Below are 26524 nucleotides of genomic sequence, written 5' to 3'. Positions count from 1 at the left end.
AAATTGTCGATGCAGGCGATGCTTACTTTCGCTGCCATGAATTTAAAAAAACTCGCCAGCTGGACATGGCGAGCTCCGAAAATGGCATAAATAATCCTCGGAGAGGTCTACTTTCCTCAATAATTGCCTCAAATTCAATAAAAATGACAAAAGGGTTTCGGAATGAACACATTCCGAAACCCTTTTGTCTACAACCTGAGAGATTCCGATTAGGGAATCTCCTTTATTTATTCATTCACATCGTAATTGGCTTTAATGTAATCCATTTCCTGTTCGGGGCTCATAATTCCAGTAGCTTCACCAATGGTGCCACCTTGATTGTACCAAATGTGGTTGTGGTCTCGTGCAGCTTGTGAAAAGTCATTGTCAGACCAACGATTTAGAATTTCAAAATATAGCGATTCATTCTCAAATTCAAGGTCATGTTGACGAGTTTCAACTACCTCAATCAATCTTTTTACACGCTCTTGAGTTAATGGTATTTTTGCTCCCCATTTTTCATCGTCTTTTGATATGACCTTCTGATGGGACATAGCGTGAATCGCTTCTCCTACTTCATAATCATTCATGGTTAGAGGAAATTCTCCTTCGATAACACTTAAACTTTCCTCAACTTCAATTATTGCTCCGCCATCTTCGGCAATCGTTACATCTTTTTTTAGAAATACAGGCAAATCTGGTTCCACTTTCATGTAAATCAAAATGCTGAAAAATCCGATACAAGCAACCACAATAGCAGCTTTTTGAATCTTGGTAGTTTTAAATGTTGCGAAGATTTTCCTCATAAATCCTCCAAAATTAGGACATCAAGCACCTGAGCTATTTGGTAATCTCTTTCAGCGATTGCGCTTATTAAACTCGTACAATTATTTTCTCGGAGTACGTCAGCTAATAATTGTAAATCTATAGTCATTTTTTCCAATATGTATCAACTCCAATCATCTTGTTAATTGGTGTTATATTCCAACTAATTCTGGCTGACAAGAGCTACTGAATCTTTACTCAAATTGAGTTAATAAAACTGTATTTACTTATGGAATTATAACCTCGAAAGACGTTGGTCATATATTCAAAATCACCATCGGAACAAATAGGATCAGAAGAACAATGGCTCATATTTTCTAAAGCCCTTAAAATAATTGGATATAGTTTTTCATTGTCAGCAAGACGTGTTAATCCACCTAAGCCTACTCGGCTAGTCGCTTGAATATACTCTGATGTAGTTTTGGGTTGTCCTAAGCATTCTCATATAAAGAAAATCCAGCAACGATATTCGCTGCTGGATTTTTATTTTCTACCTATTTCTTGTTTTTTTAATAATTCACAACAATTTTCTTTCTAAATCGTTCTTACTCCTCTTATTCCGTGAGCTGTCATGACCCGTAATGGAGTCGCACTAGACGGCATTATTAAGTCATAGCAGCCAATTCCTTTTGCAGTATAAATGCGAAAAGAAGAATCTGTCACATCAGTGACTTTGTAAATTGGAATTCGAAGTATACCACGAGCTGTTTGGATTTTTTGGTAGGTGATTGGTGTGGCCATTATAAATCAACCCGTAACCAGATTTGACCAATGGTAGGCGTTGTTGGATCGCTCGTTGTTAATGGTAAAATATCTCTTCCTTTGCTATTGCTATTATCCCCATTATTGACGATTCGATTATACGGAAGGCCCAATCTGAATTGATTGCCTGCACTTGCAAGTTTGAATTCAACCACTGGATTTGTATGTGTGATGAAATGTAAATCCCAACACATTCCGTCAAACTGATTTCCTGTTCCAGTAATGGTAAACAGTTTAGTTGTATCACTCGAAGGTTGAATTTGAAGATTGCTAAACACATTGCCTGAACATTCATTCGGAGGTTGTTTTGCTGAGTCTAGCACAATCATATCTGTACAACCATCGATGGTAATTTTATCGAATCGATTTGCATTCACCCATGCCTCACCAGATGCAGGTTTCACGGCTTGTAAAAAAATACCTTTTGAAAATCTTGAGATAGAGATGTTTTCGAAATTGATATATTGAATCTTGCTTCCGTTTGCACCTGAATAAAGCTTTATAGCTGTGCCTCCAACTTTTCCAGACCAATTGGTCAAATACAAATCCTTCACATTCGTCTTCTCATATTGATATTTTCCATCCAAGAAAATAACGTCAGAGGTGTAGCTGGAGCTATTAATTGTAATGAAACCACCTACTAGAGATGCATTTTGCTGAAGTTCAAATACACGGAAATTTCCTTGGACAGTATATTGTGTCAACCGACTTGCCCGCAATTCAACGCCTTTCTTAATGACAATTGGCGTAGTCAAGGAATACGTTTTATTGCCACTTAATACCACTTTTTTATTATTCGTTTGTGCAAAATTAATAGCAGCTTGTATTTTAATAGAATCCGTTGACCCTGAAAAGTCGTCAACAAAAACGATTGGTAATTCAGCCATTTACATCACCTATTATTCGCTGAGAAAAATGTCTGCTGAATACCAAATCTTCATCAAATTCTTTACTATTCTTAAATAAGATTGGGTATTGATCAATTTTAATTAAAAAAACATATTGGTAGTTTTGAACTTTGTCCTTTTTTATCATTATTCATGTTCCTTTCATTTTCACTAGAGTTCCATCACATCTGTTGTGCGTAGAAACCCTTTTGTTTCATAGGACTTCTGTTTAACCCGCTAGCGCTTCAGATAGAAATTAATGTCCCTATAATTATCATATTCATTAGAATTTATTAAACTTAGGTTTAAATCTATATATTTCATCGATTGTTCCTATTGAAAGAGAGAATCTGATTTAGGAGGAAGTGTTGATGAAAATCGGTATCATACAAAGGCTGGTATTCGACTTTGATCAAAAGTTTGTAAACGAAAATAATTTTCTCCCATAATGAAAGAGATTACGGACGGGATAAGCCTAAAACGGCCTCCTGGAAAGTAATGAAAAAAGCAGGTCGAAAAAGCCTTCTAATCTAGTCGATTAAAAGGCTTTTTATGGCAAAAAGAATGAGCGTATCTTTTTTAAAAGATACGCCCATAGTAATATGAATATTACTTTTTTGAAGTTCTTGAAGTTCTAGGTTCTAAACAACTTGAACATTTTTTCTGATTACTTGCTTTGAATTTAGTTAAAGTCTTTTCGAAATTATTTCCACATGAACATTTAAACAGTAGTTTTTGCGAGAATCCTCGATACTCAGTAGAAAGTAATTCACAACCTGAATTCTTCTTAACATATTCACTAATATTTTCAATAGTCCATTTTTTATTCATATTAACACCTCCGATATTGATTCCGAAATTAATCACAGAAGAAGTTTCGGATACCTTCCTTTTAATTAGACTCATGACTTCCTAATTTAACTGATTAGCCTATTATACCATCACTTTTGCGACCCTGTTTTAAACTCGAAAGTTCCTCCATTTATGCGGGATGAAAGTATTGTAATGCTAAACTCAGAAGTACATAAAAATCGATTTTTGCGTTTCTTTTTTAGAAGTCCATTTAATTAATGATTCTGCAACAGAACATCAAATAACCTTCAAATTCAAAAAGGATTTCACTTTGAGTTTGAAGATTTTTTATTTGGAAATTATTAATTTTGGACCATATAATAATTATCCAAACATATATTCTTGAGTTTGAAACAGAAATAATAGAGTCAATAATAGAATCGGCTTCATATACTGACTTGAAGGATAGTATAGGGAGAGATCTAGACCGAAAAATGTATCCACCAGGATTAAGTTGGATAAATACATTACTGCTGTAACTATCGAGATAATTGGTAATACACTCTCCTATCCTTCAAAAAGAGGGATTTTTTTATTTAAAGGAGGTGTTTATCATAGAAAAAATCATATTTGCTATTTCAGTTCTAGGAACATGGTTCTTATTTTTAATAGGAGGATGGCAATTGTTACTGACAATACTAGCAGTCTTTATGCTAATTGATATTGCTACTGGTATTATCAATGCACTCATCAAAAGAAAACTTACATCTGAGATCGGCTATAAAGGATTCTTGAAAAAAGCCACCATTATGTTAGTTATTATTCTAGCCAATTGGTTAGATATGTTAACTATCTCAGAAGTTCCTGTGTTCAAGACTATCGCCATCTATTTCTATATTGGAATGGAAGGTTTATCAATTATAGAAAACCTTAATCAAATCGGTGTTCCGATTCCCAAAGCAATTACTAAATATATTGATCAAATAGCAAAGGAAGAAGAGCCACCAAACAAAAAAGAATGATTGCTAAGTCCTTTAACGCTCTTGGTATGTTGACTAATTTTCTATTGTGGTTTAGGAGTGAAAGTGGCACCAAATTAATTCTACTCAGCTAGCCGTTTTGGGCGGCTGGGTCTATTTGTTTTCTGGTTTATTAGAAATTTACTCAGGTTTAATAGATTCGGCTGAATACCTTACTCTTAAGAAGAATAATTGGAGGAACTCCCACTAATCACTTTCTATCGTCTCTTGAAAGTTTATTTATGGACAATCTCCAAAAGAAATGGGGTGAAAAAGTAATGGTTAAAATAGTATTAGACGCAGGACATGGACTAAGTACTCCTGGCAAACGAACACCAAGTGGAGAAAGTGAATGGAGCTTTAATGATAAAGTTGTCCTTGCAGCAATCAATAAACTTCGTGAATACGAGAACGTTGATATTTTGCGAGTTGATGATCCGACAGGTAAAACGGATATATCGTTAAATGATCGTACAAATAAAGCGAATGCTTTTAATGCAGACGTCTATATCGCATGCCATCACAATGCAAATACGGGTACTTGGGGTCCGTGGACAGGTATTGAAATATATACGTATGATCATCCACAAGCGAATCCGAAATCAGAAGAGATTGCCAAGGTTATTCATCCATTAGTCGTAAAGGCAGTTGGAATACAAGACCGCGGGTTGAAAAAGCAGAACTTCCATGTTTTACGAGAAACATCTATGCCTGCCATTTTGATTGAGGGGGGCTTTATGGATTCATATATCGACATCAATGTAATGCGTGATAACTCTAAACTCGAAGCACATGGAGAAGCGATTGCGGCGGGGTTAGTTCAATATTTTGGGTTGAAATTAAAAGTTGCAGTAAAAAACTATTTAAGTATTGGAGATACGGGTAAAGAAGTAAAACAACTTCAAGAAAACCTGATTAAAGTAGGATTTAAGTTGGATGCAGATTCAAATTTTGGACCTATTACAGAAAATGCGGTAAAGGCATTCAAAACTTCAAATGGACTACTGGTAGATGGTTTATACGGACCGGCCACTAAAGCTAAACTGGAGAACGCAGTAAAGCCTAAACCTATCCCTAAAACAACTCCACCAAAAGGGACACTATATACAGTTCAAGTAGGAGTCTTCAGCGACAAAGAACATGCTGAACGTTTAGCAAAAGAACTGAAAAGTATTGGGTATTCTGTTTATATTATTGAATCTTGAATATTTAGCCCTGGCTCACTGAGTGGGGCGAAGTTTTATTTTCATTATTAAGGATTATGTGAAGTTATTTTCTATCAAATCACGACACGAATCGACAAAAAGAAGTATAATTCTACATAATATTAAATGGACTTGGTGAGTGGGGGATATTCCGATGTTTGAAACTTTGTTATTGAATATATTATTTTTAATTTTCCCTTTAACTTTAATTGTTATATTTTTTGATAATAGTAGAAAGGCTTTCAACACTTCATTTTTTATTAGTTTCTCTTCAATCTCAATGATTCTGTGTATGGTTTATCCAATACAACTTCAAATTGGTTTTATATTTGATTTACGTTATATTCCATTCATTATATGGGCTCTATATGGCGGTTATATAAAAGTGTTACCGCTGTTCATCATATTAAATGTTTACCGATTTATCATTGGTGGCGATGGTGTTATACAATCTCTGCTTTTCTCAACTGCTATATTGTTGATTATTCCATTTCTACATGGGAAGTTTATTAAGTTCAATTCACATAAACGAATTGCTACTGGGGTCGCTGCAGTTTTATTTACGATGGTTTTATATTTAACGACTCTCAGCACATTTTTTGAAGAACTTACATATGAATTTTGGGAGCTTTCTTTATATTCAATTACGACTCACGTATTTGTCATTATTTTAAATATGTTGATGATTGAAAAGGTAATCTTGAATATTAAAAATCGAGAAAGTTTTCTTCATATAGAACGAATGCATGTAATGAGTGAACTTTCCGCAAGTGTGTCACATGAAATCAGGAATCCATTGACAGTTACCAATGGGTTTTTGCAGCTGTTAAAAAATTCAAAAACGATTTCTGAAGATGAAAAAATTTATGTTGATTACTCGTTAAAAGAATTAGAGCGTGCTGAAAAAATTGTCAGCGATTTTCTAGCTTATGGGAAACCCCAGTCGGAAAATATGGTTTACTCCAACTTACAAGAAGAGGTAGTGTATGTGAAAAATATTTTAACTCCATACGCTAAGATGAATCTAGTGAATATCGATTGCCATTTCAACAATACATCGCTTATTAAGTATGATAAAAATCAAATGCAACAATGTTTAATCAACTTATTTAAAAATGGCATTGAAGCGATGAAAGGTATGGGGGGTACGCTTTGTATTGATGTATCAGAACAAGAACGTAATATTGTTATATTGATCACAGACGAGGGTATAGGCATGATGAAAGATGAAGTATTACAGTTAGGCAAGCCATATTACTCGACGAAAAAAGAAGGAACAGGCCTAGGTTTGCTCATGGTATACGGAATGATAAGTAAAGTGAACGGTAGCATTGAAGTAGACAGTAAAAAGGGACTAGGGACGACTTTCACGATTACAATTCCTGTATAACAAAATGAAAAAGGATGTGCTCACACGCGCATCCTTTTTTCATTTTGTGCTACTATATTCTCAAGAGAAAGGCGGAATCCACATTGCGAAAAAAGTACGGAAAGCTTCAAACTAAAGAAAACATCATTGTCTTTCCGGGAATGGTGGACAGGCTGATATCTGAAGGACTGAAATATGCTGAAGATTTTCAATATGATTTAGCAGTGGATTCAATTAGACAAGCGATGACTTATAGAGAAGCTGATGAACAAACACTTGGCGTGTATGCATATTCATTGTATGAGATTCGAGAATTTCAAGAAGCTCGAGTTATATGCGAAGAATTGTTGAAGTTAGGCCCGACCTATTACTTCGAAACCATGGAACTGTATGTAACCATATTAATGGAACTCCGTCAGTTCACTGAAGTTACGAAAATCGTTAATTCATTGCTTGAAGAAGGTATTATCCCTCCTGAAAAAGAGGAGAGTTTTAACCAGCTGCTAAAATTAAATGAACGTGTTGCTAAACAAAAAGATGAATTGTGGGTAGAAGATGTACCTCACAATAATCAAATTGATGCAACTCTTTTTCAGTACGAAACTTTTTCAAACTTTCCGGAAGATAAACAACAACAACTTTTGGTGGAACTAGACGGAGAAGATTTAACTCCTATTGAAAATGAACTAACCGCAATTATTGAAGATGGATTAATATCGCCGATTACCAAATCTTTTGCCTTACTATTGATGGTTCATAAAGGTATCGAAAGAACTCTGAAAGTAGAAAAGTTCGGTTTCCAAGCGAATATTACTCCAAAAGGTTTACCTGATCCTACACAAACTTCAAAAGTAGAATCTGTTTTAAGTATTACTGGTGAAGAGTTATTACAGAATCCAACCAAACTTGAGATGGTTCATGACTTGATTATCCGTCACTCTTTTGCAACCTATCCTTTCGAATGGTTTACCTACGATGAACAAGAAGTATCATTAGCATACATAGATTATGTAGGGGCAATGTTAGGGGAAGATGTACCGTGCGAAGGAGAATTAAACGAGTTAATCCGGAAGATAGACATTCAGTTCGAAATGCGTAGCATGTAAATAAGTTGAAAGTATCGCTAGGTGTGATATACTAGAATGGTTGTCAAAATCATAGATAAGAATGATTATAACAAGTGAATTTAATGATGGAGGTTGAATATATGTCAGTGAAATGGGAAAAACAAGAAGGTAACACAGGCGTTTTAACAGTAGAAGTGGAAGAAGTTAAAGTTAAAGACGGTTTAGACAAAGCTTTCAAAAAGGTTGTAAAAGAAATAAACGTACCAGGTTTCCGTAAAGGGAAAATGCCACGTAAAATGTTCGAACAACGTTTTGGTACTGAATCTTTATACCAAGATGCTTTAGACTTTATCCTTCCTGATGCATACGCAGCAGCAGTAGATGAAGCTGGAATTGATCCTGTTGATCGTCCAGAAATCGACATCGTAAAAATGGAGCAAGGTGAAAACTTGATTTTCACAGCTACAGTAACTGTACGTCCTGAAGTAACTCTTGGAGACTACAAAGGTCTTGAAATTTCTAAACAAGAAACTGACGTTACAGATGAAGAAATCGAAGCTCAACTGAAAGAACAACAAACTCGTTTAGCTGAGTTAGTCGTTAAAGAAGAAGAAGCAATCGTTGAAGGCGATACAGCTGTTATCGATTTCGAAGGATTCTTAGGTGAAGAAGCATTTGAAGGCGGAGCTGGTGAAGACCACTCACTTGAAATTGGTTCTGGTTCATTCATCCCAGGTTTCGAAGAACAACTAATCGGTTTAAAAACTGGTGAACAAAAAGATGTAGTTGTAACTTTCCCTGAAGAATACCATGCAGCTGAACTTGCTGGTAAAGAAGCTACTTTCAAAGTAACAGTGAAAGAAGTAAAAGGAAAAGAACTTCCTGAATTAAATGATGAACTAGCGAAAGAAATCGATAGCGAAGTTGAAGGTATCGATGCACTTCGTACGAAATTAAAAGAAAAAACAACTGAAGACAAGAAAAATGCAGCTGAAACTGCAGTAAAAGATGAGCTAGTTGAAAAAGCTGCAGACAATGCAACTATCGACATTCCACAAGCTATGATCGATGCAGAAGTAGACCGTATGTTAAATGACTTCACTCAACGTTTGACTTCACAAGGCATGAATCTTGACCTTTACTACCAATTCTCAGGTCAAGATGAAAAAGCTCTTCGTACTCAAATGATTGAAGATGCTCAAAAGCGTGTGAAAGTTTCTTTAACACTTGAAGCTATCTCTGATGCTGAAGGCATTACTGCTTCAGAAGAAGAAATCAACAGCGAAATCGAAAAAATGTCTGGTCAATTCAACATGACTGCTGATCAAATCCGCACAGCTCTTGGTGGAACTGGTGCATTAGAAAACGATCTTCGTATGCAAAAAACAATTGATTTCTTAGTTGAAAACGCTAAAATCTCAAAATGAATTTTAAGTAAGATCTACTTGGAAACAAGGCACGGACAATAAGCCCGTGTCTTGTTTTCTCTAATACATAGATAACGATTGGTGATTAAACCATAAAGTACATAAGCGACTGAAATTTAATTTGAGTTTTCTTTAAATCTTATTAGTTGATTCTACAATAAGAATCTTGTAAGATTCTGTATTGAATAGGGGTGAATATTTTGTTCAAGTTTAATGACGAAAAAGGGAATTTAAAGTGTTCCTTCTGTGGAAAATCCCAAGAGCAAGTACGTAAACTGGTCGCAGGACCTGGTGTATATATTTGCGACGAATGTATAGAGTTATGTACAGAAATCGTAGAAGAAGAACTCGGTACAGAAGAAGAAACTGAGTTTAAAGAAGTTCCAAAACCGAAAGAAATCCTTTCCATCTTAGATGATTATGTAATCGGACAAGAGAGAGCAAAAAAATCTCTTGCAGTTGCCGTTTACAATCACTACAAACGTATAAATTCAAATAGTAAAATTGATGATGTCGAATTGTCTAAATCAAATATCGTGATTTTGGGTCCAACAGGTAGTGGTAAAACATTACTTGCTCAAACACTTGCACGTATTTTGAATGTTCCTTTTGCTATTGCAGATGCAACGTCTCTTACTGAAGCGGGATATGTTGGGGAAGATGTTGAAAACATCCTTCTTAAATTAATCCAATCGGCAGATTATGATGTAGAAAAAGCTGAAAAAGGCATTATTTACATCGATGAAATCGATAAAGTAGCTCGTAAATCAGAGAATCCATCAATTACTCGTGATGTATCTGGTGAAGGAGTACAACAAGCTCTTCTGAAAATTTTAGAAGGTACTGTTGCAAGCGTTCCTCCTCAAGGTGGACGTAAGCATCCTCATCAAGAATTCATTCAAATCGACACAACGAATATTTTGTTCATCGTTGGTGGAGCATTTGATGGAATCGACCAGATTATTAAACGTCGTTTAGGACAAAAAGTGATTGGCTTTGGTTCAGATCCAAACAAAAAAGATTTAGAAGAATCTTCTTTATTATCACAATTGATTCCTGAAGATTTATTGAAATTCGGATTAATTCCAGAGTTTATTGGCCGTTTACCAGTATTGGCAAGCTTAGAGCAGTTAAGTGAGAATGCTTTAGTTCGAATTTTAACTGAACCTAAAAATGCATTAGTGAAGCAATATCAAAAAATGATTGAATTGGATAATGTGAAATTAACATTTGAAGATGAAGCGTTAGTTGAAATTGCAAAACTAGCAATTATTCGTAAAACAGGTGCACGTGGACTTCGTTCTATTATTGAATCGTTGATGTTAGAAGTTATGTATGAATTGCCTTCACGCGAAGATATTGTTGAATGTGTGATTACAAAAGAAACAGTTACTGACTCTTCACATCCAAAATTAGTATTAGAAGATGGAACTGTATTAAATCAAAACGACGAAAAAACTTCAGCGTAAGTATTGTTGAATTGGAAAAGCTGGCTTCGAACGTGCGTATGCATACGCGCAGCTCGGATGTCAGCTTTTTCTTACATATGTTTGATTTTAGGATTAATCGGACAAAATTGGATTGAGGTGATTTTCCACATGACAAAGAAAAGTGAAGAAAAAATTGTTCCATTATTACCTTTACGCGGTTTATTAGTGTTCCCGACAATGGTGCTACATATTGATGTAGGCCGTGAACGTTCTGTTGCTGCCTTAGAACAAGCTTTGTTGTCAGATAACAAGGTCTTTTTGGCGACTCAAAAAGAAATGAATGTCGAAACTCCAGACGAAGATGATTTATATGGCGTCGGTACATTAGCCAATGTAAATCAAATGATTAAACTGCCGAATGGAACGATTCGTGTATTAGTTGAAGGCCTTGAGCGCGCCACGTGGTCTGGTTATACAGAAGGTGACAAGTACGCGACAGTCAAAACCACTTCTTCAAAAGATGAAATTGAAAAAACTCCTGAACATGAAGCACTCATGAGGTTACTGCTTCAATATTTTGAAAAGTATTCGAAAGTATCGAAAAAAGTAACAACCGAAACGTATGATACAGTTTCAGATATTGAAGAACCTGGTCGCTTAGCGGACATGGTTGCTTCATACTTACCTTTAAAGATGAGTGCCAAGCAAGAAGTATTAGAAATTTTTGACGTGAAGACTCGCTTAGAATGGTTAGTAAATCGCTTGCATAATGAGCAAGAAGTGTTGGATATGGAAAAGAAAATATCTGCACGTGTTAAACAAGCGATGGAGCGTACACAAAAAGAATTTTATTTACGTGAACAAATGAAAGCCATCCAAACCGAACTTGGTGATAGAGAAGGAAAAACTGGCGAAGTTTCAGATCTACGCAAGTTGATTGATAAGTCAGGAATGCCTGAATCTACGATGAAAGTGGCGCTAAAAGAGTTAGACCGCTATGAGAAACTGCCTGCAGCAGCTGCTGAAAGTGGTGTCATTCGTAACTATATCGATTGGCTAGTTGCCCTCCCTTGGACAGAATCAACGGCAGATCATATGGACATTAAACGTGCAGAAACAATTTTAAACCGTGATCATGATGGTCTTGAATCAGTAAAAGAACGAGTACTTGAATACTTAGCCGTGCGTCAATTGACAAACTCGCTTCGTGGTCCGATTCTATGTTTAGCAGGGCCTCCAGGAGTCGGTAAAACATCACTGGCTCGTTCTATTGCAGAGTCGCTTGGACGTAAATTCGTACGTATTTCATTAGGTGGAGTTCGTGATGAATCTGAGATTCGTGGGCACCGTAGAACCTATGTAGGAGCTATGCCTGGGCGCATTATTCAAGGTATGAAAAAAGCGGGGAAAATCAATCCTGTTTTCTTACTTGATGAAATCGATAAAATGTCGAATGATTTCCGTGGAGATCCATCTTCAGCTATGCTTGAAGTATTAGATCCGGAGCAAAACCATAATTTCAGCGACCATTACATCGAAGAAACCTATGACTTATCCAACGTGCTATTTATTGCAACAGCAAACGATTTAAGCACCATTCCCGGACCACTTCGTGACCGAATGGAAATTATTTCGATTGCGGGTTATACCGAAATTGAAAAGCAAATGATTGCAAAAAATCATTTATTGCCTAAGCAATTAAAAGAGCACGGTTTAACAAAATCGATGATGCAACTTCGAGACGATGCCATCCGTGATTTAATTCGTTATTACACACGTGAAGCGGGCGTCCGTAGTTTAGAACGCCAAATTGGATCGATTTGTCGCAAAGTGGCAAAACAAGTGGTTTCAAGTGATAAAAAGCGAATTATAATTAAGGCAGAATCTTTAGAAGATCTAATCGGGAAACACAAATTCCGTTATGGACAAGCCGAAACCACAAACCAAATTGGTGTCTCTACAGGATTGGCTTATACCTCTGTTGGAGGAGACACGCTTCAAATTGAAGTGTCCTTAACACCTGGTAAAGGTAAGTTGATTTTGACTGGTAAATTAGGCGACGTCATGAAAGAATCTGCACAAACAGCACTTTCATTTGTTCGTTCTAAAACAGAAAGCCTAGGTCTTGATGCTAATTTCCATGAAGTACATGACATTCATATTCACGTACCTGAAGGCGCTGTACCTAAAGATGGTCCTTCTGCAGGAATCGCAATTGCTACTGCACTGGTGTCTGCTTTGTCTAAGCGACCAATTCGTCGTGAAGTGGGCATGACCGGTGAAATCACATTACGTGGCCGTGTGTTACCGATCGGCGGTCTTAAAGAAAAATCATTAGGTGCCCATCGTGCCGGCTTGACAACAATTATTGTACCGAAAGAAAATGAACGAGATATAGAAGAAATACCCGAAAGCGTGCGTGATGTCTTAACGTTTAAATTTGTCTCGCATGCTGACGAAGTGCTAGAAATAGCACTAGAAGGAGGAAGTGAGCAATGAAGGTTCATAACGTTGAGTTAGTTATAAGTGCAGTACGTCCAGCGCAATATCCGGAAGATGGTTTTCCGGAGTTTGCTTTGGCCGGTCGTTCTAATGTAGGAAAATCGTCATTTATTAATAAAATGATAGGCCGCAAGAGTATGGCACGTATTTCGTCAAAACCAGGTAAAACACAAACATTAAACTTCTACAAAATAGAAGAGAAACTTTTTTTCGTTGACGTTCCTGGATACGGCTATGCAAAAGTATCGAAAAGCTCTCGTGAAGCATGGAGTAGAATGATAGAAGAATATGTGACGGGTCGCGATTTACTAAAAGCCGTCATTCAAATTGTGGATTTACGTCATCCACCTTCAGATGATGATTGTATGATGTACGACTTCTTAAAGTACCATCAAATTCCGTGTATCGTAATCGCTACAAAAGCGGATAAGATTCCTAAAGGTAAATGGGAAAAACATAAAAAAATGGTACGTGATGAACTCGATATGGAAGCACATGACACAATGATTGTGTTTTCATCTGAAACTGGACTTGGCTTTGATGCAGCATGGGCAGAAATCGAGCGCCGTATGACACTTGAATAAAATGGACAAACTCTCTTAGAAGCATTTCGCTTTTTAGAGAGTTTTTTTATGGATTTATTCTGTTGATTGCCTTCTCGATACGATTGCTGTCTTTCTAAAAGCGAATGGATGAAAAAGTTGCATGATTGGTTGAAAAGGTTGCGCGAATGGATGAAAACATTACCTGAATAGATGAAATTATTACGATAGTGGATATAAAAGTAAAATCGTCTTTATGGTTTTTTGCATAGAAATCGGATGTACTTCTCGAGAGGATTGTTGTCTTTCTCCAAGCGAATGGATGAAAACCTCGCGCGAGTGGTTGAAAAAGTTGCCTGAGTGGTTGAAAAGGTAAGGTGAATGGATGAAAACTTTGAGTAAATGGATGAAACGGCCCATGAGTGGATGAAAAACAATAATGAGTAGACAGAAAAAAGTTAATGCAAGACGTAATTTGTCGCGAAAGGAAATAAATCCATAGCTAAAGACATTCAACCAAAATCGTAAAGCAATAAAACATAAACCGATTTGACGCTATTCACAGACAATTCTGTATAAGAGCAAAACAATTGTGTCTTTTTCGACGATTTGTTACACTTACTTTGTAATTATTATAAAGTAGCATACAATCTGCCTTGATTTCATAGCTTGTTCACATTTTGAAACTTGTTTTAACAATGGCTATGCTATAATTAGAGGCATGAAATAGAACGTGAGAGGTGTCATGGAGCCATGCATACCATCGTAGTGGGTGTGAATTATCGTACAGCGCCGGTAGAGATTCGCGAACGATTGTCCTTCGTAGAGTCTGATTTACCGCAGGCGATGCGAGCTTTACAAGAGCAAAAAAGCATATTAGAAAATGTAATAGTCTCGACATGTAACCGGACCGAAATCTATGCGATTGTCGATCAGTTACATACTGGACGTTATTATATAAAACAATTCCTTGCCAATTGGTTCAATATATCGATGGAATCGTTCTCATCTTACTTATTCATTTATGAAAATGATGGAGCAAGAGAGCATTTATTCCGATTGACTGCAGGAATTGATTCGATGGTACTGGGAGAAACGCAAATTCTTGGACAAGTACGTAAAAGTTTCTTAGATGGTCAAGAACGAGGAACAACTGGAACGGTGTTTAATCAATTGTTTAAACAATCCATTACACTTGCTAAGCGAGCTCATTCAGAAACAGCTATCGGTGAAAACGCGGTTTCTGTTTCCTATGCAGCAGTTGAACTGGCGAAGAAAATTTTTGGTTCTTTGAAAAACAAACATGTTGTCATTTTAGGTGCTGGAAAAATGGGTGAATTGGCGATTAAAAATCTTCACAGTAATGGTGCAGGTAAAATCACCGTTATTAATCGTACATTAGAAAAAGCTCAATTACTTGCAGATCAATTTGACGGTCATGCTAAATCAATGCAAGAACTACAATGTGCATTGCTAGAAGCTGACATTCTAATTAGTTCAACAGGCTCGACCGATTTTGTCATTGATTTAGAGTTAATGCAATTTGTTGAACGTATTCGCAAAGGGAAACCATTGTTTATGGTCGATATCGCGGTTCCACGTGATTTAGATCCACGCATTGGAGACCTTGCAAATGTGTTCTTGTACGATATTGATGATCTACAAGGTATTGTTGAAGCGAATTTAGCAGAACGACAACGTGCAGCAGATGAAATCATGCTGATGATTGAACTAGAATTGGTTCAATTTAAAGACTGGCTTGGTACATTAGGTGTGGTGCCTGTCATTTCGGCTCTTCGTCAAAAAGCTTTGCAAATTCAAACGGATACTATGGTCAGCATTGAAAATAAAATGCCTGAACTCACAGATCGTGAACGAAAAATTTTGAGCAAGCACACGAAATCAATTATTAATCAATTATTAAAAGAACCAATCCTACAAGCAAAAGAACTTGCTTCGTCTTCAAATTCTCATGAACAACTGCAATTATTCCAACAAATTTTTGGGATTGAAGAAGAAGTAAAACAAGAAAAAGAGCGTCAAATGTTAATTCCTAAACAACAAGTGGAAGTTGTCGAAGAAGCACAAAAAGTTGTTAATCCACGCTATTCATATTAATTCAAGTTAGGAGGCGTTTTCGTATCTGTATGGTAAACTATACATGCGAAAACGCTTTTTTATGTCTGATGCGAAAAGGGGCAAGGTATGGCGGATATAACCATGACAAGGCTGCATGAAGTAATGGTTATCCTCTACGGAATCAGTCTTGTATTTTACTTCATAGATTATTTAGATAAGGATTCAAAAGCAAAGCGTATTGCATTTTGGCTAATAGGCACTGTATGGCTCTTGCAGACGGTTTTTTTAATCCTTTACATTGTCGAAACAAAGCGCTTTCCAATCTTGACGTTGTTTGAAGGCATTTATTTTTATGCATGGTTAATGCTTACATTATCCATCGTGCTTCACCTTACATATCGAGTGATGCTACCTGTATTTTTCTTAAATGTCATAGGCTTTATTTTTATCACCATTCATACATTCGGACCAGTTCAAATTGAACAATCTCCAATAGGGGAAACACTTCTTTCTGAGCTGTTAATTATCCATATTACATTTGCCATATTGTCTTATGTGGCATTTTCGTTATCGTTCGTCTTCTCAACGCTATATCATATTTTGTATCGATTATTAAAGAAAAAGAAATGGACCAAACAGTTTGGCAAATTGCCTTCTCTTGATCAAACAGAAAAAGGCATGACGATATCAATTGTCACAGGTATACCATTTCTTTTGGTCAGTTTGATTCTTGGGCTGCAATGGGCGTATGTTTCGATTAATGAGTTTTCATTGGCTGACGTGAAAATTTTCGGATCGTTTGTTTTATTATTTGTTTATGGCTACTTATTTTATCGGCGACAAAAAGGCACACTGCAAGGAACAAGTTACGCATGGGGACATGTCTATGCTTTCTTATTAGTATTAATTAACTTCTTTTTAGGAAGTCGTTTATCTGACTTTCATTTTTGGTATTAAAATTTAACTACATCTAAAGTGGGGTATTATCTATTATGAGAAAAATTATTGTCGGTTCTAGAAGAAGTAAATTAGCTTTAACACAAACGAACTGGTTTATTGACCAAATGAAACAAGCAGGAGCACCATTTGAATTTGAAGTAAAAGAAATTGTTACTAAAGGAGATCAAATCGTAGACGTTCAACTTTCGAAAGTTGGCGGTAAAGGTTTGTTCGTAAAAGAAATTGAACAAGCTTTGTACGATAAAGAAATCGACTTTGCAGTTCATAGCATGAAGGACATGCCTTCAGAACTGCCAGAAGGGCTAGTCATTGGATGTATTCCTCCTCGTGAAGATGCACGTGATGCATTCATTTCAACTGATCATGTGAAGTTTATGGAGCTACCAGTAGGGGCGGTTGTTGGAACAAGTAGTTTACGTCGTTCTGCTCAACTTTTATTATTGCGTCCAGACCTTGAAATTAAATGGATTCGTGGCAACGTGGATACGCGTTTAGCGAAACTTGAAACGGATGAGTACGATGCGATTATCTTAGCAGCCGCAGGACTTAAGCGTCTTGGCTGGAGTGACGATGTGGTAACTGAATATTTATCAGTTGAAGATTGTCTTCCTGCAGTAGGTCAAGGTGCTTTAGCAATTGAGTGCCGCGGAGATGACGAAGAATTATTAGCTGAACTTGGAAAACTAACGCATTCAGACACATGGAACGCAGTTCATGCAGAGCGCGCATTTTTATATGCAATGGATGGAGGCTGCCAAGTACCTATCGCTGGTTTTGCAACGATGGAAAACGGAAGCGTTGAGTTTACAGGACTTGTAGCGTCTCCCGATGCGGAACAAGTATTTAAACAGTCTGCAACAAATGTTCAACCTGAAACAGCTGGTAAAGAAGTAGCAAAGATTTTAAGTGAGCAAGGTGCTTATGATTTGATCCAACAAGTAAGAGCCGATTTAAATGTCTAAAATCGGTGATTTGCGAGGACAAACCATTGTCTTTACAGGTCAACCGAAATCGAGCGAAGCTTTTTTAGAAGTTGAAAGACTTGGCGGTAAAGTGGAAGCTTTCCCACTCATTCGAACACAAGAACTTACAGATCAAGACGATATTTTCATGTCAACATTGTCTAGCTATGATTGGCTCATTTTCACTAGTCAAAACGCAGTATCAGCTTTTGAACAGAAGCTAAATAGGCACAAGGTTGTTTCTGATACTCTGACTTGTAAAATTGCTGCTGTCGGAAAGAATACAGCACATGCGTTAGAAAAGATCGGATTTCATGTGTCATTTACACCAACTACGTATAGTGCAGATAAATTTGTTCAACAGTTTCCACAAGTCTCGAATCAATCTGATTGTTGTTTATTTCTGAGAGGTTCCCTTGCAAAAGCAACAATTAAAGCGGGTCTAAGCCAACAAGTTGTTGAATGGACGGTTTATGAAACACTACCCGATAAAGACAATGCGACACGCTTGTCTACATATATAGTCCAACATCCAAATGTCTTCGTGGCTTTTGCAAGTCCGTCTTCTGTTAATATATACGCAACTGAAATTGCCCGGGAAATAGGTTGGAATCAAATAAAAATTGCAGCTATAGGTCATGTGACCGCTGCTGCGTTATTAAATCATGGTGCGCGAGTTCATGTTCAACCAACTACTTATACATGGCTTGCACTCGTTCAAGAAATCGCTATCTGGAAGGATGATTTATACTAATGAAAGAACTTCAATTTAACAGACATCGCCGTTTACGAAATAGCGAAACATTGCGTGCAATGGTCCGCGAAACAAGATTACATACAAACGATTTAATTTACCCATTATTCGTTGCCGAAGGTGAAAATATTAAAAATCCGATTGCTTCAATGCCAGGAGTGTTCCAATTTTCTCTTGATCAATTAGGCACGGAATTAGATGAAATAGTATCCCTTGGAATCCCTTCAATTATTTTATTTGGAATTCCTCTAGAAAAAGACGCTGAAGGTACACAAGCTTATCACGATCACGGGATTGTTCAAGAAGCCATTCGTTTTGCGAAGAATCGTCATCCTGAATTAATTGTCATAGCTGATACTTGTTTGTGTGAGTACACGGACCATGGTCACTGCGGCATAATTGAAAATGGACAAGTGTTAAATGATCCAACTCTTGATTTACTAGCACGTACGGCAATTGCACAAGCAAAAGCTGGTGCAGATATTATTGCCCCGTCGAATATGATGGATGGATTTGTGTCAGCGATTCGCTACGGCTTAGATGAAGCAGGTTTTTCACATCTGCCAATCATGTCATATGCGGTTAAATACGCATCTGCATACTATGGTCCATTCCGCGATGCTGCGAACAGTACCCCACAATTTGGTGACCGCAAAACGTACCAAATGGATTTTGCTAATCGCAATGAAGCAATGCGTGAAGCTGCCTCAGACGTGGAAGAAGGCGCAGATTTCTTAATTGTTAAACCAGCGTTGTCTTATTTAGATATTGTACGTGACGTTAAGAATAACTTCGACTTACCTATCGTTGCTTACAATGTAAGTGGTGAGTATGCCATGGTAAAAGCGGCAGCTCAAAATGGCTGGATTGACGAAGAACGAATTGTACTTGAAACATTAACAAGCATGAAACGTGCAGGCGCAGATTTAATCATGACGTATCACGCAAAAGACGTGGCGCGTTGGTTGGGGGCGAAATAATGGGACGTTCATATGAAAAATCTAAACAAGCGTTTACAGAAGCTGTTAAATTAATGCCAGGTGGCGTCAATAGTCCCGTTCGTGCATTTAAGTCAGTAGATATGGATCCTATTTTTATGGCAAGCGGTAAAGGCGCTACGATCACCGACATTGATGGCAATGAATACATCGATTACGTGTTATCTTGGGGACCACTAATTTTAGGTCACACTCACCCAGACGTTGTAGCTGCTATTCAAAAAGTAGCAGAAACGGGTACAAGTTTTGGTGCTCCAACACTTGTCGAAAATGACTTAGCTAAACTTGTGATGGAACGCGTTCCTTCAATCGAAATGGTTCGTATGGTATCGTCTGGAACTGAAGCAACGATGAGTGCGTTACGTGCTGCTCGCGGTTTCACTGGTCGAGATAAAATATTGAAATTTGAAGGTTGTTACCATGGACATGGCGATAGCTTACTAATAAAAGCGGGTTCTGGCGTCGCTACGTTAGGTTTACCTGATAGCCCCGGTGTACCTGAATCTGTTGCGAAAAATACCATTACGGTGGCTTATAATGATTTAGAGAGCGTTCGTGCTGCGTTTAAACAACATGGTGAAGACTTAGCTGCTGTTATCGTTGAACCAGTTGCAGGAAATATGGGTGTTGTTGGTCCTGAAACTGGCTTCTTGGAAGGTCTCCGTGAACTATCAACTGAAAATGGAACAGTTCTTATTTTTGATGAAGTCATGACTGGATTCCGTGTTGGCTACAACTGTGCACAAGGTCATTTCAACGTCACACCTGATTTGACGTGTCTAGGAAAAGTTATTGGTGGGGGACTTCCTGTAGGTGCTTACGGTGGGAAGCTTGAGATTATGTCTCGAATCGCGCCAAGTGGTCCGATTTATCAAGCAGGAACATTGTCAGGTAATCCACTTGCCATGACTGCTGGACTTGAAACCTTGTCTCGATTAACACCAGAAACCTACAATCATTTCAATCGATTAGCAGACCAGTTAGAAGCAGGCTTCCGTGAGGCGGCATCTAAATATCACATCCCACATACAGTAAATCGTGCTGGATCAATGATTGGGTTCTTCTTTACAAATGAAAAGGTGACCAACTACGAAATTGCTAAAACATCTGACCTTCAGTTGTTTGCGAAATATTATCGTCTAATGGCTGAGGAAGGTATTTTCTTACCACCTTCACAATTTGAAGGAATGTTCTTATCTGCCGCTCATACATCTGAAGACATTGCAAAAACAGTAGCAGCATTCCATAAAGTGTTTGCTCAATTAGCTTAATTTCTTGTCCTGGTACTCACATGAGTATCAGGATTTTTTGAAGAAGAGCAAGACAAATGGGAGTGGTGAGACAGCGTTGCGCAATTCTTGGATTATTTTACGTACATTTTTAATAGCCGCTTCGACGGGTGTCGTCTTTGATTGGATTGGCATCTTTTTACCTTGGTTGCTCGGACCCATGGTATCGTTACTACTTCTTCGACAATATACAAAAATCCAATTTGAATGGCCGAAACTATTGCGTCAAATTGGACTGATCTTTTTAGGAATACAAATTGGATCATCATTTACAAAAGCATCGATTGTCCTGATGTGGAGTGACTTTCCTTTGATGGTTTTAATGACGTTATCGATTGTCGGTGTGGCACTACTTCTTAGTTTATTATTTATGAAAATGTCTGGTGAAACGATTGCTACGAGTGTGTTAGGTTCACTTCCTGGGGGTCTTGCACAAATGGTCCTTCTAAGTGAAGAAGTAGCGTCAGCGAATTCAACGGTCGTTACGTTAATGCAAACATTTCGGATATTTGTTGTCGTAACAGTTGTGCCTTTTTTTACAGCATGGCTTCCACAAGGTACCCATATAAATGATGTGTCACTTGAAGAGCTGTCAACGTTTAACTTAGTTCATTTTGTGGTTTTTGCAATATTATTTTTAGCTTTTTTGGTGGGAATGAAGAAAATTCATTTTCCATTACCTGAACTTATGGCACCTATATTATCAATGGCGATTGTGCAGTTTGTTACGGCTCATCCGGTTGTAGAAGTACCTTCCATCGTATTGATTCTTTCACAGATCTTTGTAGGTGCGCATTTAGGGTTACAACTTGAAAAAGTCCGTAATCAATTATCAATTCGACTGTTTAGCGCAATTGTGCTGACGAATTTGGTTCTTATTGCATTTTGTGCAGGAATGGCATACATATTGACGTTCATTCATCCCATCAATACGTTTTTGGATTTCTTTATTAGTGCCGCACCTGGAGGCATTGCAGAAATGTCCATCACCGCTTTAGAAACGGGAGCGGATTTGTCGACAGTGACCAGTTTTCATCTATTCCGCATTTTCTTTATCCTGTTAATAGCAGGGCCAGTGCTGACTTATGCATTGAAGAGGTGGTTGAAAGCTTAACGAAGTTGAGGTGAATCTTAAAGGTATTTGCTTTGAATTAGAGCAACCTCTGCTGCCCTATGATCTTTAGTAAAAAGAGGTGGGCTTGTGACTTCGTCACTTTGCCAACCTCACTTCTTTCAGATCATCTTGTTGCGGTGGTGCGTCATTCGCCACTTGCAAACCTGGATGCTCACAGTTTTGATGGTTCGGCTTACTAAATAATTAATGTAAATTTAAGTAGATATTCGGCCGAAGATACTACTTCGGCCTCTTTCTGCTTCTTTTATTTTCGTGATCATTATTCCATATAAAGACAAAATAAGGCACGACTTAATGTTTCTGTTTCATTAAGCTGACTAGTTAATGAGACGTGAATGAGCGATAAATCTCTCAAAATGAGTGATAAATATTTCACAATCGATTATTGCCATGTTCCAAGGCTGGCAAAAATCCGAGTGGCAAAGCAAAGGTGAGCTGGAACTTTAATATTTCAATAAAATATCAAATCAATTTTTACAAGCATAAAGGCTCGTTTACTCGCATAAAATCTTTCACATAGCATCGTGAAGGAGGACAAGAAGTGAATCAAGTTAATTGGAACCTTAAAGAAGTATTTTATTTCCCGGAAAGTTTTGGTGTACCAACAAGTGCTCAACGTATAGAGGTAAAACCGCAAGTCGAATTTCAACAGGTCAATGGGGTGAGCAGTTTATACGGTATTTATCATATTGCTGCAAATGTAACATTTTCGCCAGGTGAAAGTGAACATCACGGAACTTCTGAATGGATTTCGATCGAAGATCTAGACGTCAGCGGAGAAAATGGATATTTTGAATACGCAGTTCCCTTATTCGTAGAATTGCCACCTACGTATGTACATGGCAATAAACTACCGGAAATTGAATTGTCAGACGTGAAAGCAAATGTCACAGATGAAAAGGCCTTAAAAGTGGAATGGCAAGTTACATGCTCGTATGAAAAACCTCTCGAGAGGGAATCCTCATCAATAGGAAGTAATAGTGCAGCTGCAGTCGAATTACCAACTTCTGAGGAGAAAACAGCGACCAAAGAAGATGTAGACTTGCCATTTTTCTTACGTGGCTTAAAAGATGCCTACTCTGTTTACGAAGTTAGAAGTTAAATAATGTCTTTTTGAAACAATATCAATATGCCAATCAATAGACATAACAGTAAAAAATCGAATGTAGTCGGGATGAATATGGTTCGGATTAATTCGAATACTGTAATGGGTAGGATAATGTGTTTGCAATAAAAGCGAGTTTTCCGTAGCCAAGGGGGAAGCAAATAGGGGTTATATCCTCGTCTCATAATAAATCCTCCTTTCAAAAATACTTGACGGTAACATTAATCATTCGATACAATACGTATCAATAGTATTAATTAAGAAATGGTAATATAACTAAATAATGATGCATTGATTGGGAAGAGTAAAATGCTGTAGTTTTCATTAGAGAGGAAACGCTTGGTGAAAGTTTCCGTAAACACACATTTGAATGTCGCCCAGGAGCAATTTCTGTGAAAAAATGAAGTAGCAGAAATCGGTTAAAAGCCGTTATATAAACTTGAGAGCGTGATGATTATCTTGTCATCTGCGAATAAAGGTGGTACCGCGAACAACTCCTTCGTCCTTTTTGTGACGATAGGAGTTTTTTTGTATTCAAAAAAGGAGGAACATATGATGACTGAACAACAAAACACACAGCTCCCAACGAAATATGATCCAAAGTCCATTGAACAAGGACGCTATGAATGGTGGCTTAATGGGAAGTTTTTTGAAGCCCAACCGGAAAGCGGCAAAGAACCTTATACCATCGTTATTCCACCACCGAACGTAACTGGTAAATTACACTTAGGCCATGCGTGGGACACAACGTTGCAAGATATTTTAGTACGTATGAAACGCATGCAAGGATATGATGCGCTATGGTTACCAGGTATGGACCATGCCGGAATTGCGACTCAGGCGAAAGTTGAAGAGAAACTTCGTTCTGAAGGCAAATCACGTTACGATTTAGGTCGTGATGAATTTGTCAAAGAAACATGGAAGTGGAAAGAAGAATATGCTGGTCATATTCGTACACAGTGGTCAAAACTTGGATTAGGACTTGATTATTCACGTGAACGTTTTACACTCGATGAAGGTTTATCAAATGCCGTGAAAGAAGTGTTCGTTAAGCTTTATAATAAGGGACTCATTTATCGTGGCGAACGAATCATCAACTGGGATCCGGCAACGAAAACAGCATTATCCGATATCGAAGTTATTCATCAAGATGTACAGGGTGCTTTCTATCATATGCGATACCCATTAACAGATGGCACTGGATTTATCGAAGTAGCAACAACACGCCCAGAAACAATGCTTGGAGATACTGCAGTAGCAGTTCATCCTGAAGACGATCGCTACAAACACTTAATTGGTAAAACCGTTACGTTACCTATTGTTGGCCGTGAAATTAAAATCGTAGCTGATGATTATGTAGAAATGGATTTCGGAAGTGGTGCTGTAAAAATCACCCCAGCTCATGACCCGAATGACTTTGAAATCGGCAATCGTCACAACTTAGAACGCGTGTTAGTGATGAATGAAGATGGCACAATGAATAAATTAGCTGGCAAATATGAAGGCATGGATCGTTTTGAATGCCGCAAACAAATTGTAGCAGACCTTCAACAAGCAGATGTTCTATTTAAAATAGAAGAGCATTCGCATTCAGTAGGTCATTCCGAGCGTAGTGGAGCAGTTGTAGAACCATATCTTTCAACGCAGTGGTTCGTTAAAATGCAGCCGCTTGCTGACCAATCGATTAACTTACAAAAAGGTGAAGACAAAGTTAACTTCGTACCAGAGCGTTTTGAAAACACCTATTTACGTTGGATGGAAAACATTCATGATTGGTGTATTTCACGTCAATTATGGTGGGGTCACCGTATCCCTGCATGGTATCACAATGAAACTGGTGAAATTTATGTTGGACATGAAGCACCTGCTGACATTGAAAACTGGAAACAAGATAATGATGTACTGGATACGTGGTTCTCTTCTGCATTATGGCCGTTTTCAACAATGGGTTGGCCAGACGAAGCGAATGAAGAATTCAAACGTTATTACCCAACAAATGCATTAGTAACAGGTTATGACATTATATTCTTCTGGGTTTCTCGTATGATTTTCCAAGGTCTTGAATTTACAGGTAAACGTCCTTTTGACGATGTATTAATTCATGGTTTAGTGCGAGCTGAAGACGGACGCAAAATGTCGAAGTCTCTAGGTAACGGAATTGACCCAATGGACGTTATTGACAAGTATGGTGCAGATGCACTTCGCTACTTCTTATCAACAGGTTCATCACCTGGTCAAGATTTACGTTTCTCCATTGAAAAAGTAGAGTCCGTTTGGAACTTTGCCAATAAAATTTGGAATGCTTCTCGTTTTGCCATGATGAATATGGAAGGCATGAAGTTTGAAGATATTGATTTAAGCGGAGAAAAATCTGTTGCAGATGCATGGATCCTTACTCGTTTAAATGAAACCATTGATCAAGTAACGAAACAAGCAGAGAAATATGAATTTGGTGAAGTAGGTCGTTCACTTTACAACTTCATCTGGGATGACTTCTGTGACTGGTACATCGAAATGGCGAAACTGCCATTACATGGTGAAGACGAAGATGCGAAGAAAATGACTCGTTCTGTATTGGCGTATGTTTTAGATAATACTATGCGTTTATTACATCCATTCATGCCTTTCATCACTGAAGAAATTTGGCAGAGCCTACCACACGAAGGTGAATCAATTACAATAGCGGCATGGCCGACTGTAAACGAATCATTAACGGATAGCAAAAAAGCATCAAGTATGAAGTTGCTGTCAGATATTATTCGCTCTGTTCGAACAATTCGTGCTGAAGTACAAACACCAATGAGCAAAAAAGTCCCATTATATATCTCGGCAAAAGATGCAGAAACGTTAGCGGTACTCGAAGAAAATGCGATGTACTTAGAGAAATTCTGTAATCCAGAACCATTAGTTCTAGGTCAAGGAATTGAAGCCCCAGGACAATGTATGTCAAGTGTCGTGTCAGGTGCCGAACTATTCTTACCATTAGAAGGCTTAATCGATATCGCAGCAGAAACAGTACGATTAGAAAAAGAGCTTGAGAAGTGGGCAAAAGAAGTTAAACTCGTTCAAGGTAAACTGTCGAACGAACGATTCGTATCAAAAGCTCCAGAAGCAGTTGTAGCTGAAGAGCGTGCGAAACAACAAGATTATATCGAAAAACACTCAATCGTTGAAAAACGTTTAGCTGAGTTGAAAACTTTATAAAAATGAGGGCGTCCTGATAACTCGGACGCCCTTTTTTTCGTAGTGGGGGGAGATCTCAGTCTGACTTTTCGAGGTTGACGTCTGAAAAAATGGTGTCGACGTCTGAAAAAAGAGACTTCACGTGTGAAAAACTTCAATCTCAAAGAATTTCTTAGTGACATAAAAATTTCATTAGTCACTAGAAATAATTTCATATCTTTTCTTCGAATGAACATGATAGAATTAAGTGAAT

The 26524-nt window shown here is 37.6% G+C and carries 22 protein-coding genes and 1 other annotated feature; of the genes, 17 read left to right on the top strand and 5 right to left on the bottom strand.

Annotated elements, in window-relative coordinates; translation table 11 throughout:
- Nucleotides 1–227: 227 nt before the first annotated feature.
- The 4 genes from C8K15_RS11030 to C8K15_RS11015 all read right to left on the bottom strand — a co-directional run bounded on the left by C8K15_RS11030 (nt 228) and on the right by C8K15_RS11015 (nt 3284).
- On the bottom strand, nt 228–785 hold the full coding sequence (locus C8K15_RS11030; protein WP_108586461.1) for a DUF6241 domain-containing protein: 558 nt from the start codon (nt 783–785) through the stop codon (nt 228–230).
- A gap of 553 nt (nt 786–1338) precedes the next feature.
- Nucleotides 1339–1545 carry a hypothetical protein gene (locus tag C8K15_RS11025; protein WP_108586460.1) on the bottom strand — a complete coding sequence of 69 codons (207 nt, stop codon included), beginning with the start codon at nt 1543–1545 and terminating at the stop codon, nt 1339–1341.
- Nucleotides 1545–2453, bottom strand: coding sequence for a hypothetical protein (locus C8K15_RS11020; RefSeq protein WP_108586459.1), 909 nt, complete (start codon nt 2451–2453; stop codon nt 1545–1547). Before C8K15_RS11020 ends, C8K15_RS11025 begins: the two co-directional genes overlap by 1 nt.
- A 609-nt stretch (nt 2454–3062) precedes the next feature.
- Nucleotides 3063–3284: a hypothetical protein gene (locus tag C8K15_RS11015; RefSeq protein ID WP_108586458.1), complete on the bottom strand. Its 222-nt coding sequence runs from the start codon at nt 3282–3284 to the stop codon at nt 3063–3065.
- Between the two features lie 566 nt (nt 3285–3850).
- On the opposite strand from C8K15_RS11015, the gene C8K15_RS11010 reads away from it, so the two are divergent.
- The 16 genes from C8K15_RS11010 to C8K15_RS10935 all read left to right on the top strand — a co-directional run bounded on the left by C8K15_RS11010 (nt 3851) and on the right by C8K15_RS10935 (nt 23085).
- Nucleotides 3851–4267 carry a phage holin family protein gene (locus C8K15_RS11010; RefSeq protein ID WP_255421107.1) on the top strand — a complete coding sequence of 139 codons (417 nt, stop codon included), beginning with the start codon at nt 3851–3853 and terminating at the stop codon, nt 4265–4267.
- A gap of 275 nt (nt 4268–4542) precedes the next feature.
- Nucleotides 4543–5469 (top strand): N-acetylmuramoyl-L-alanine amidase, encoded by a 927-nt coding sequence (locus C8K15_RS11005; RefSeq protein ID WP_158268298.1) that lies wholly within the window; start codon nt 4543–4545, stop codon nt 5467–5469.
- A 154-nt stretch (nt 5470–5623) separates the two neighbouring features.
- Nucleotides 5624–6859, top strand: coding sequence for an ATP-binding protein (locus C8K15_RS11000; RefSeq protein WP_108586456.1), 1236 nt, complete (start codon nt 5624–5626; stop codon nt 6857–6859).
- An 83-nt stretch (nt 6860–6942) separates the two neighbouring features.
- A complete protein-coding gene (locus C8K15_RS10995) occupies nt 6943–7944 on the top strand; it encodes a hypothetical protein (protein WP_108586455.1) in 1002 nt (333 codons plus the stop codon).
- Nucleotides 7945–8045: 101 nt separating this feature from the next.
- Nucleotides 8046–9332 (top strand): trigger factor, encoded by a 1287-nt coding sequence (gene tig, locus C8K15_RS10990; RefSeq protein ID WP_108586454.1) that lies wholly within the window; start codon nt 8046–8048, stop codon nt 9330–9332.
- 200 nt (nt 9333–9532) lie between these two features.
- On the top strand, nt 9533–10801 hold the full coding sequence (gene clpX / locus C8K15_RS10985) for an ATP-dependent protease ATP-binding subunit ClpX (protein ID WP_108586453.1): 1269 nt from the start codon (nt 9533–9535) through the stop codon (nt 10799–10801).
- A gap of 129 nt (nt 10802–10930) precedes the next feature.
- Nucleotides 10931–13261, top strand: coding sequence for an endopeptidase La (gene lon / locus C8K15_RS10980; RefSeq protein WP_108586452.1), 2331 nt, complete (start codon nt 10931–10933; stop codon nt 13259–13261).
- Nucleotides 13258–13848: a ribosome biogenesis GTP-binding protein YihA/YsxC gene (gene yihA, locus C8K15_RS10975; protein ID WP_024534339.1), complete on the top strand. Its 591-nt coding sequence runs from the start codon at nt 13258–13260 to the stop codon at nt 13846–13848. The genes lon and yihA overlap by 4 nt, the downstream gene beginning before the upstream one ends.
- 711 nt (nt 13849–14559) lie before the next feature.
- Nucleotides 14560–15924: a glutamyl-tRNA reductase gene (gene hemA / locus C8K15_RS10970; protein WP_108586451.1), complete on the top strand. Its 1365-nt coding sequence runs from the start codon at nt 14560–14562 to the stop codon at nt 15922–15924.
- An 87-nt stretch (nt 15925–16011) separates the two neighbouring features.
- On the top strand, nt 16012–16842 hold the full coding sequence (locus C8K15_RS10965; RefSeq protein WP_108586450.1) for a cytochrome C assembly family protein: 831 nt from the start codon (nt 16012–16014) through the stop codon (nt 16840–16842).
- 35 nt (nt 16843–16877) lie between these two features.
- A complete protein-coding gene (hemC, locus tag C8K15_RS10960; RefSeq protein ID WP_108586449.1) occupies nt 16878–17807 on the top strand; it encodes a hydroxymethylbilane synthase in 930 nt (309 codons plus the stop codon).
- Nucleotides 17800–18561 (top strand): uroporphyrinogen-III synthase, encoded by a 762-nt coding sequence (locus tag C8K15_RS10955; RefSeq protein WP_108586448.1) that lies wholly within the window; start codon nt 17800–17802, stop codon nt 18559–18561. The genes hemC and C8K15_RS10955 overlap by 8 nt, the downstream gene beginning before the upstream one ends.
- Nucleotides 18561–19541 (top strand): porphobilinogen synthase, encoded by a 981-nt coding sequence (hemB, locus tag C8K15_RS10950; protein ID WP_108586447.1) that lies wholly within the window; start codon nt 18561–18563, stop codon nt 19539–19541. The genes C8K15_RS10955 and hemB overlap by 1 nt, the downstream gene beginning before the upstream one ends.
- Entirely contained in the window at nt 19541–20830 is a 1290-nt protein-coding gene (gene hemL, locus C8K15_RS10945; protein ID WP_108586446.1) for a glutamate-1-semialdehyde 2,1-aminomutase, read from the top strand. The genes hemB and hemL overlap by 1 nt, the downstream gene beginning before the upstream one ends.
- Nucleotides 20831–20906: 76 nt before the next feature.
- Entirely contained in the window at nt 20907–21962 is a 1056-nt protein-coding gene (locus tag C8K15_RS10940) for an AbrB family transcriptional regulator (RefSeq protein ID WP_108586445.1), read from the top strand.
- Nucleotides 21963–22524: 562 nt separating this feature from the next.
- Nucleotides 22525–23085: a hypothetical protein gene (locus C8K15_RS10935; RefSeq protein ID WP_108586444.1), complete on the top strand. Its 561-nt coding sequence runs from the start codon at nt 22525–22527 to the stop codon at nt 23083–23085.
- Here the strand turns inward: C8K15_RS10935 and C8K15_RS20780 are convergent.
- Nucleotides 23082–23273, bottom strand: coding sequence for a hypothetical protein (locus C8K15_RS20780; protein ID WP_108586443.1), 192 nt, complete (start codon nt 23271–23273; stop codon nt 23082–23084). The genes C8K15_RS10935 and C8K15_RS20780 overlap by 4 nt on opposite strands.
- 97 nt (nt 23274–23370) lie before the next feature.
- Nucleotides 23371–23598, top strand: a binding site (T-box leader).
- 45 nt (nt 23599–23643) lie between these two features.
- On the opposite strand from C8K15_RS20780, the gene C8K15_RS10925 reads away from it, so the two are divergent.
- Nucleotides 23644–26292 (top strand): valine--tRNA ligase, encoded by a 2649-nt coding sequence (locus C8K15_RS10925; protein ID WP_108586442.1) that lies wholly within the window; start codon nt 23644–23646, stop codon nt 26290–26292.
- The last annotated feature ends 232 nt before the right edge of the window (nt 26293–26524 follow it).

Origin of the sequence: Paenisporosarcina sp. OV554, assembly GCF_003058165.1 — a bacterium.
GTDB lineage: Bacteria > Bacillota > Bacilli > Bacillales_A > Planococcaceae > Paenisporosarcina.
The sequence above is the reverse complement of the archived record's forward strand: the minus strand, read 5'-3'. Positions and strand labels throughout refer to the sequence as shown.

What these genes read in the sequence shown, in the direction of transcription:
- C8K15_RS11005 (WP_158268298.1), top strand. Translation starts at nt 4,543, where the DNA reads ATGGTTAAAATAGTATTAGACGCAGGACATGGACTAAGTACTCCTGGC.
- hemC (WP_108586449.1), top strand. Translation starts at nt 16,878, where the DNA reads ATGAGAAAAATTATTGTCGGTTCTAGAAGAAGTAAATTAGCTTTAACA.
- C8K15_RS10925 (WP_108586442.1), top strand. Translation starts at nt 23,644, where the DNA reads ATGACTGAACAACAAAACACACAGCTCCCAACGAAATATGATCCAAAG.
- C8K15_RS11030 (WP_108586461.1), bottom strand. Translation starts at nt 785, where the DNA reads ATGAGGAAAATCTTCGCAACATTTAAAACTACCAAGATTCAAAAAGCT.
- hemB (WP_108586447.1), top strand. Translation starts at nt 18,561, where the DNA reads ATGAAAGAACTTCAATTTAACAGACATCGCCGTTTACGAAATAGCGAA.
- lon (WP_108586452.1), top strand. Translation starts at nt 10,931, where the DNA reads ATGACAAAGAAAAGTGAAGAAAAAATTGTTCCATTATTACCTTTACGC.
- tig (WP_108586454.1), top strand. Translation starts at nt 8,046, where the DNA reads ATGTCAGTGAAATGGGAAAAACAAGAAGGTAACACAGGCGTTTTAACA.
- C8K15_RS20780 (WP_108586443.1), bottom strand. Translation starts at nt 23,273, where the DNA reads ATGAGACGAGGATATAACCCCTATTTGCTTCCCCCTTGGCTACGGAAA.
- C8K15_RS11020 (WP_108586459.1), bottom strand. Translation starts at nt 2,453, where the DNA reads ATGGCTGAATTACCAATCGTTTTTGTTGACGACTTTTCAGGGTCAACG.
- C8K15_RS10955 (WP_108586448.1), top strand. Translation starts at nt 17,800, where the DNA reads ATGTCTAAAATCGGTGATTTGCGAGGACAAACCATTGTCTTTACAGGT.
- C8K15_RS10965 (WP_108586450.1), top strand. Translation starts at nt 16,012, where the DNA reads ATGGCGGATATAACCATGACAAGGCTGCATGAAGTAATGGTTATCCTC.
- hemL (WP_108586446.1), top strand. Translation starts at nt 19,541, where the DNA reads ATGGGACGTTCATATGAAAAATCTAAACAAGCGTTTACAGAAGCTGTT.
- C8K15_RS11000 (WP_108586456.1), top strand. Translation starts at nt 5,624, where the DNA reads ATGTTTGAAACTTTGTTATTGAATATATTATTTTTAATTTTCCCTTTA.
- C8K15_RS11025 (WP_108586460.1), bottom strand. Translation starts at nt 1,545, where the DNA reads ATGGCCACACCAATCACCTACCAAAAAATCCAAACAGCTCGTGGTATA.
- C8K15_RS11015 (WP_108586458.1), bottom strand. Translation starts at nt 3,284, where the DNA reads ATGAATAAAAAATGGACTATTGAAAATATTAGTGAATATGTTAAGAAG.
- yihA (WP_024534339.1), top strand. Translation starts at nt 13,258, where the DNA reads ATGAAGGTTCATAACGTTGAGTTAGTTATAAGTGCAGTACGTCCAGCG.
- hemA (WP_108586451.1), top strand. Translation starts at nt 14,560, where the DNA reads ATGCATACCATCGTAGTGGGTGTGAATTATCGTACAGCGCCGGTAGAG.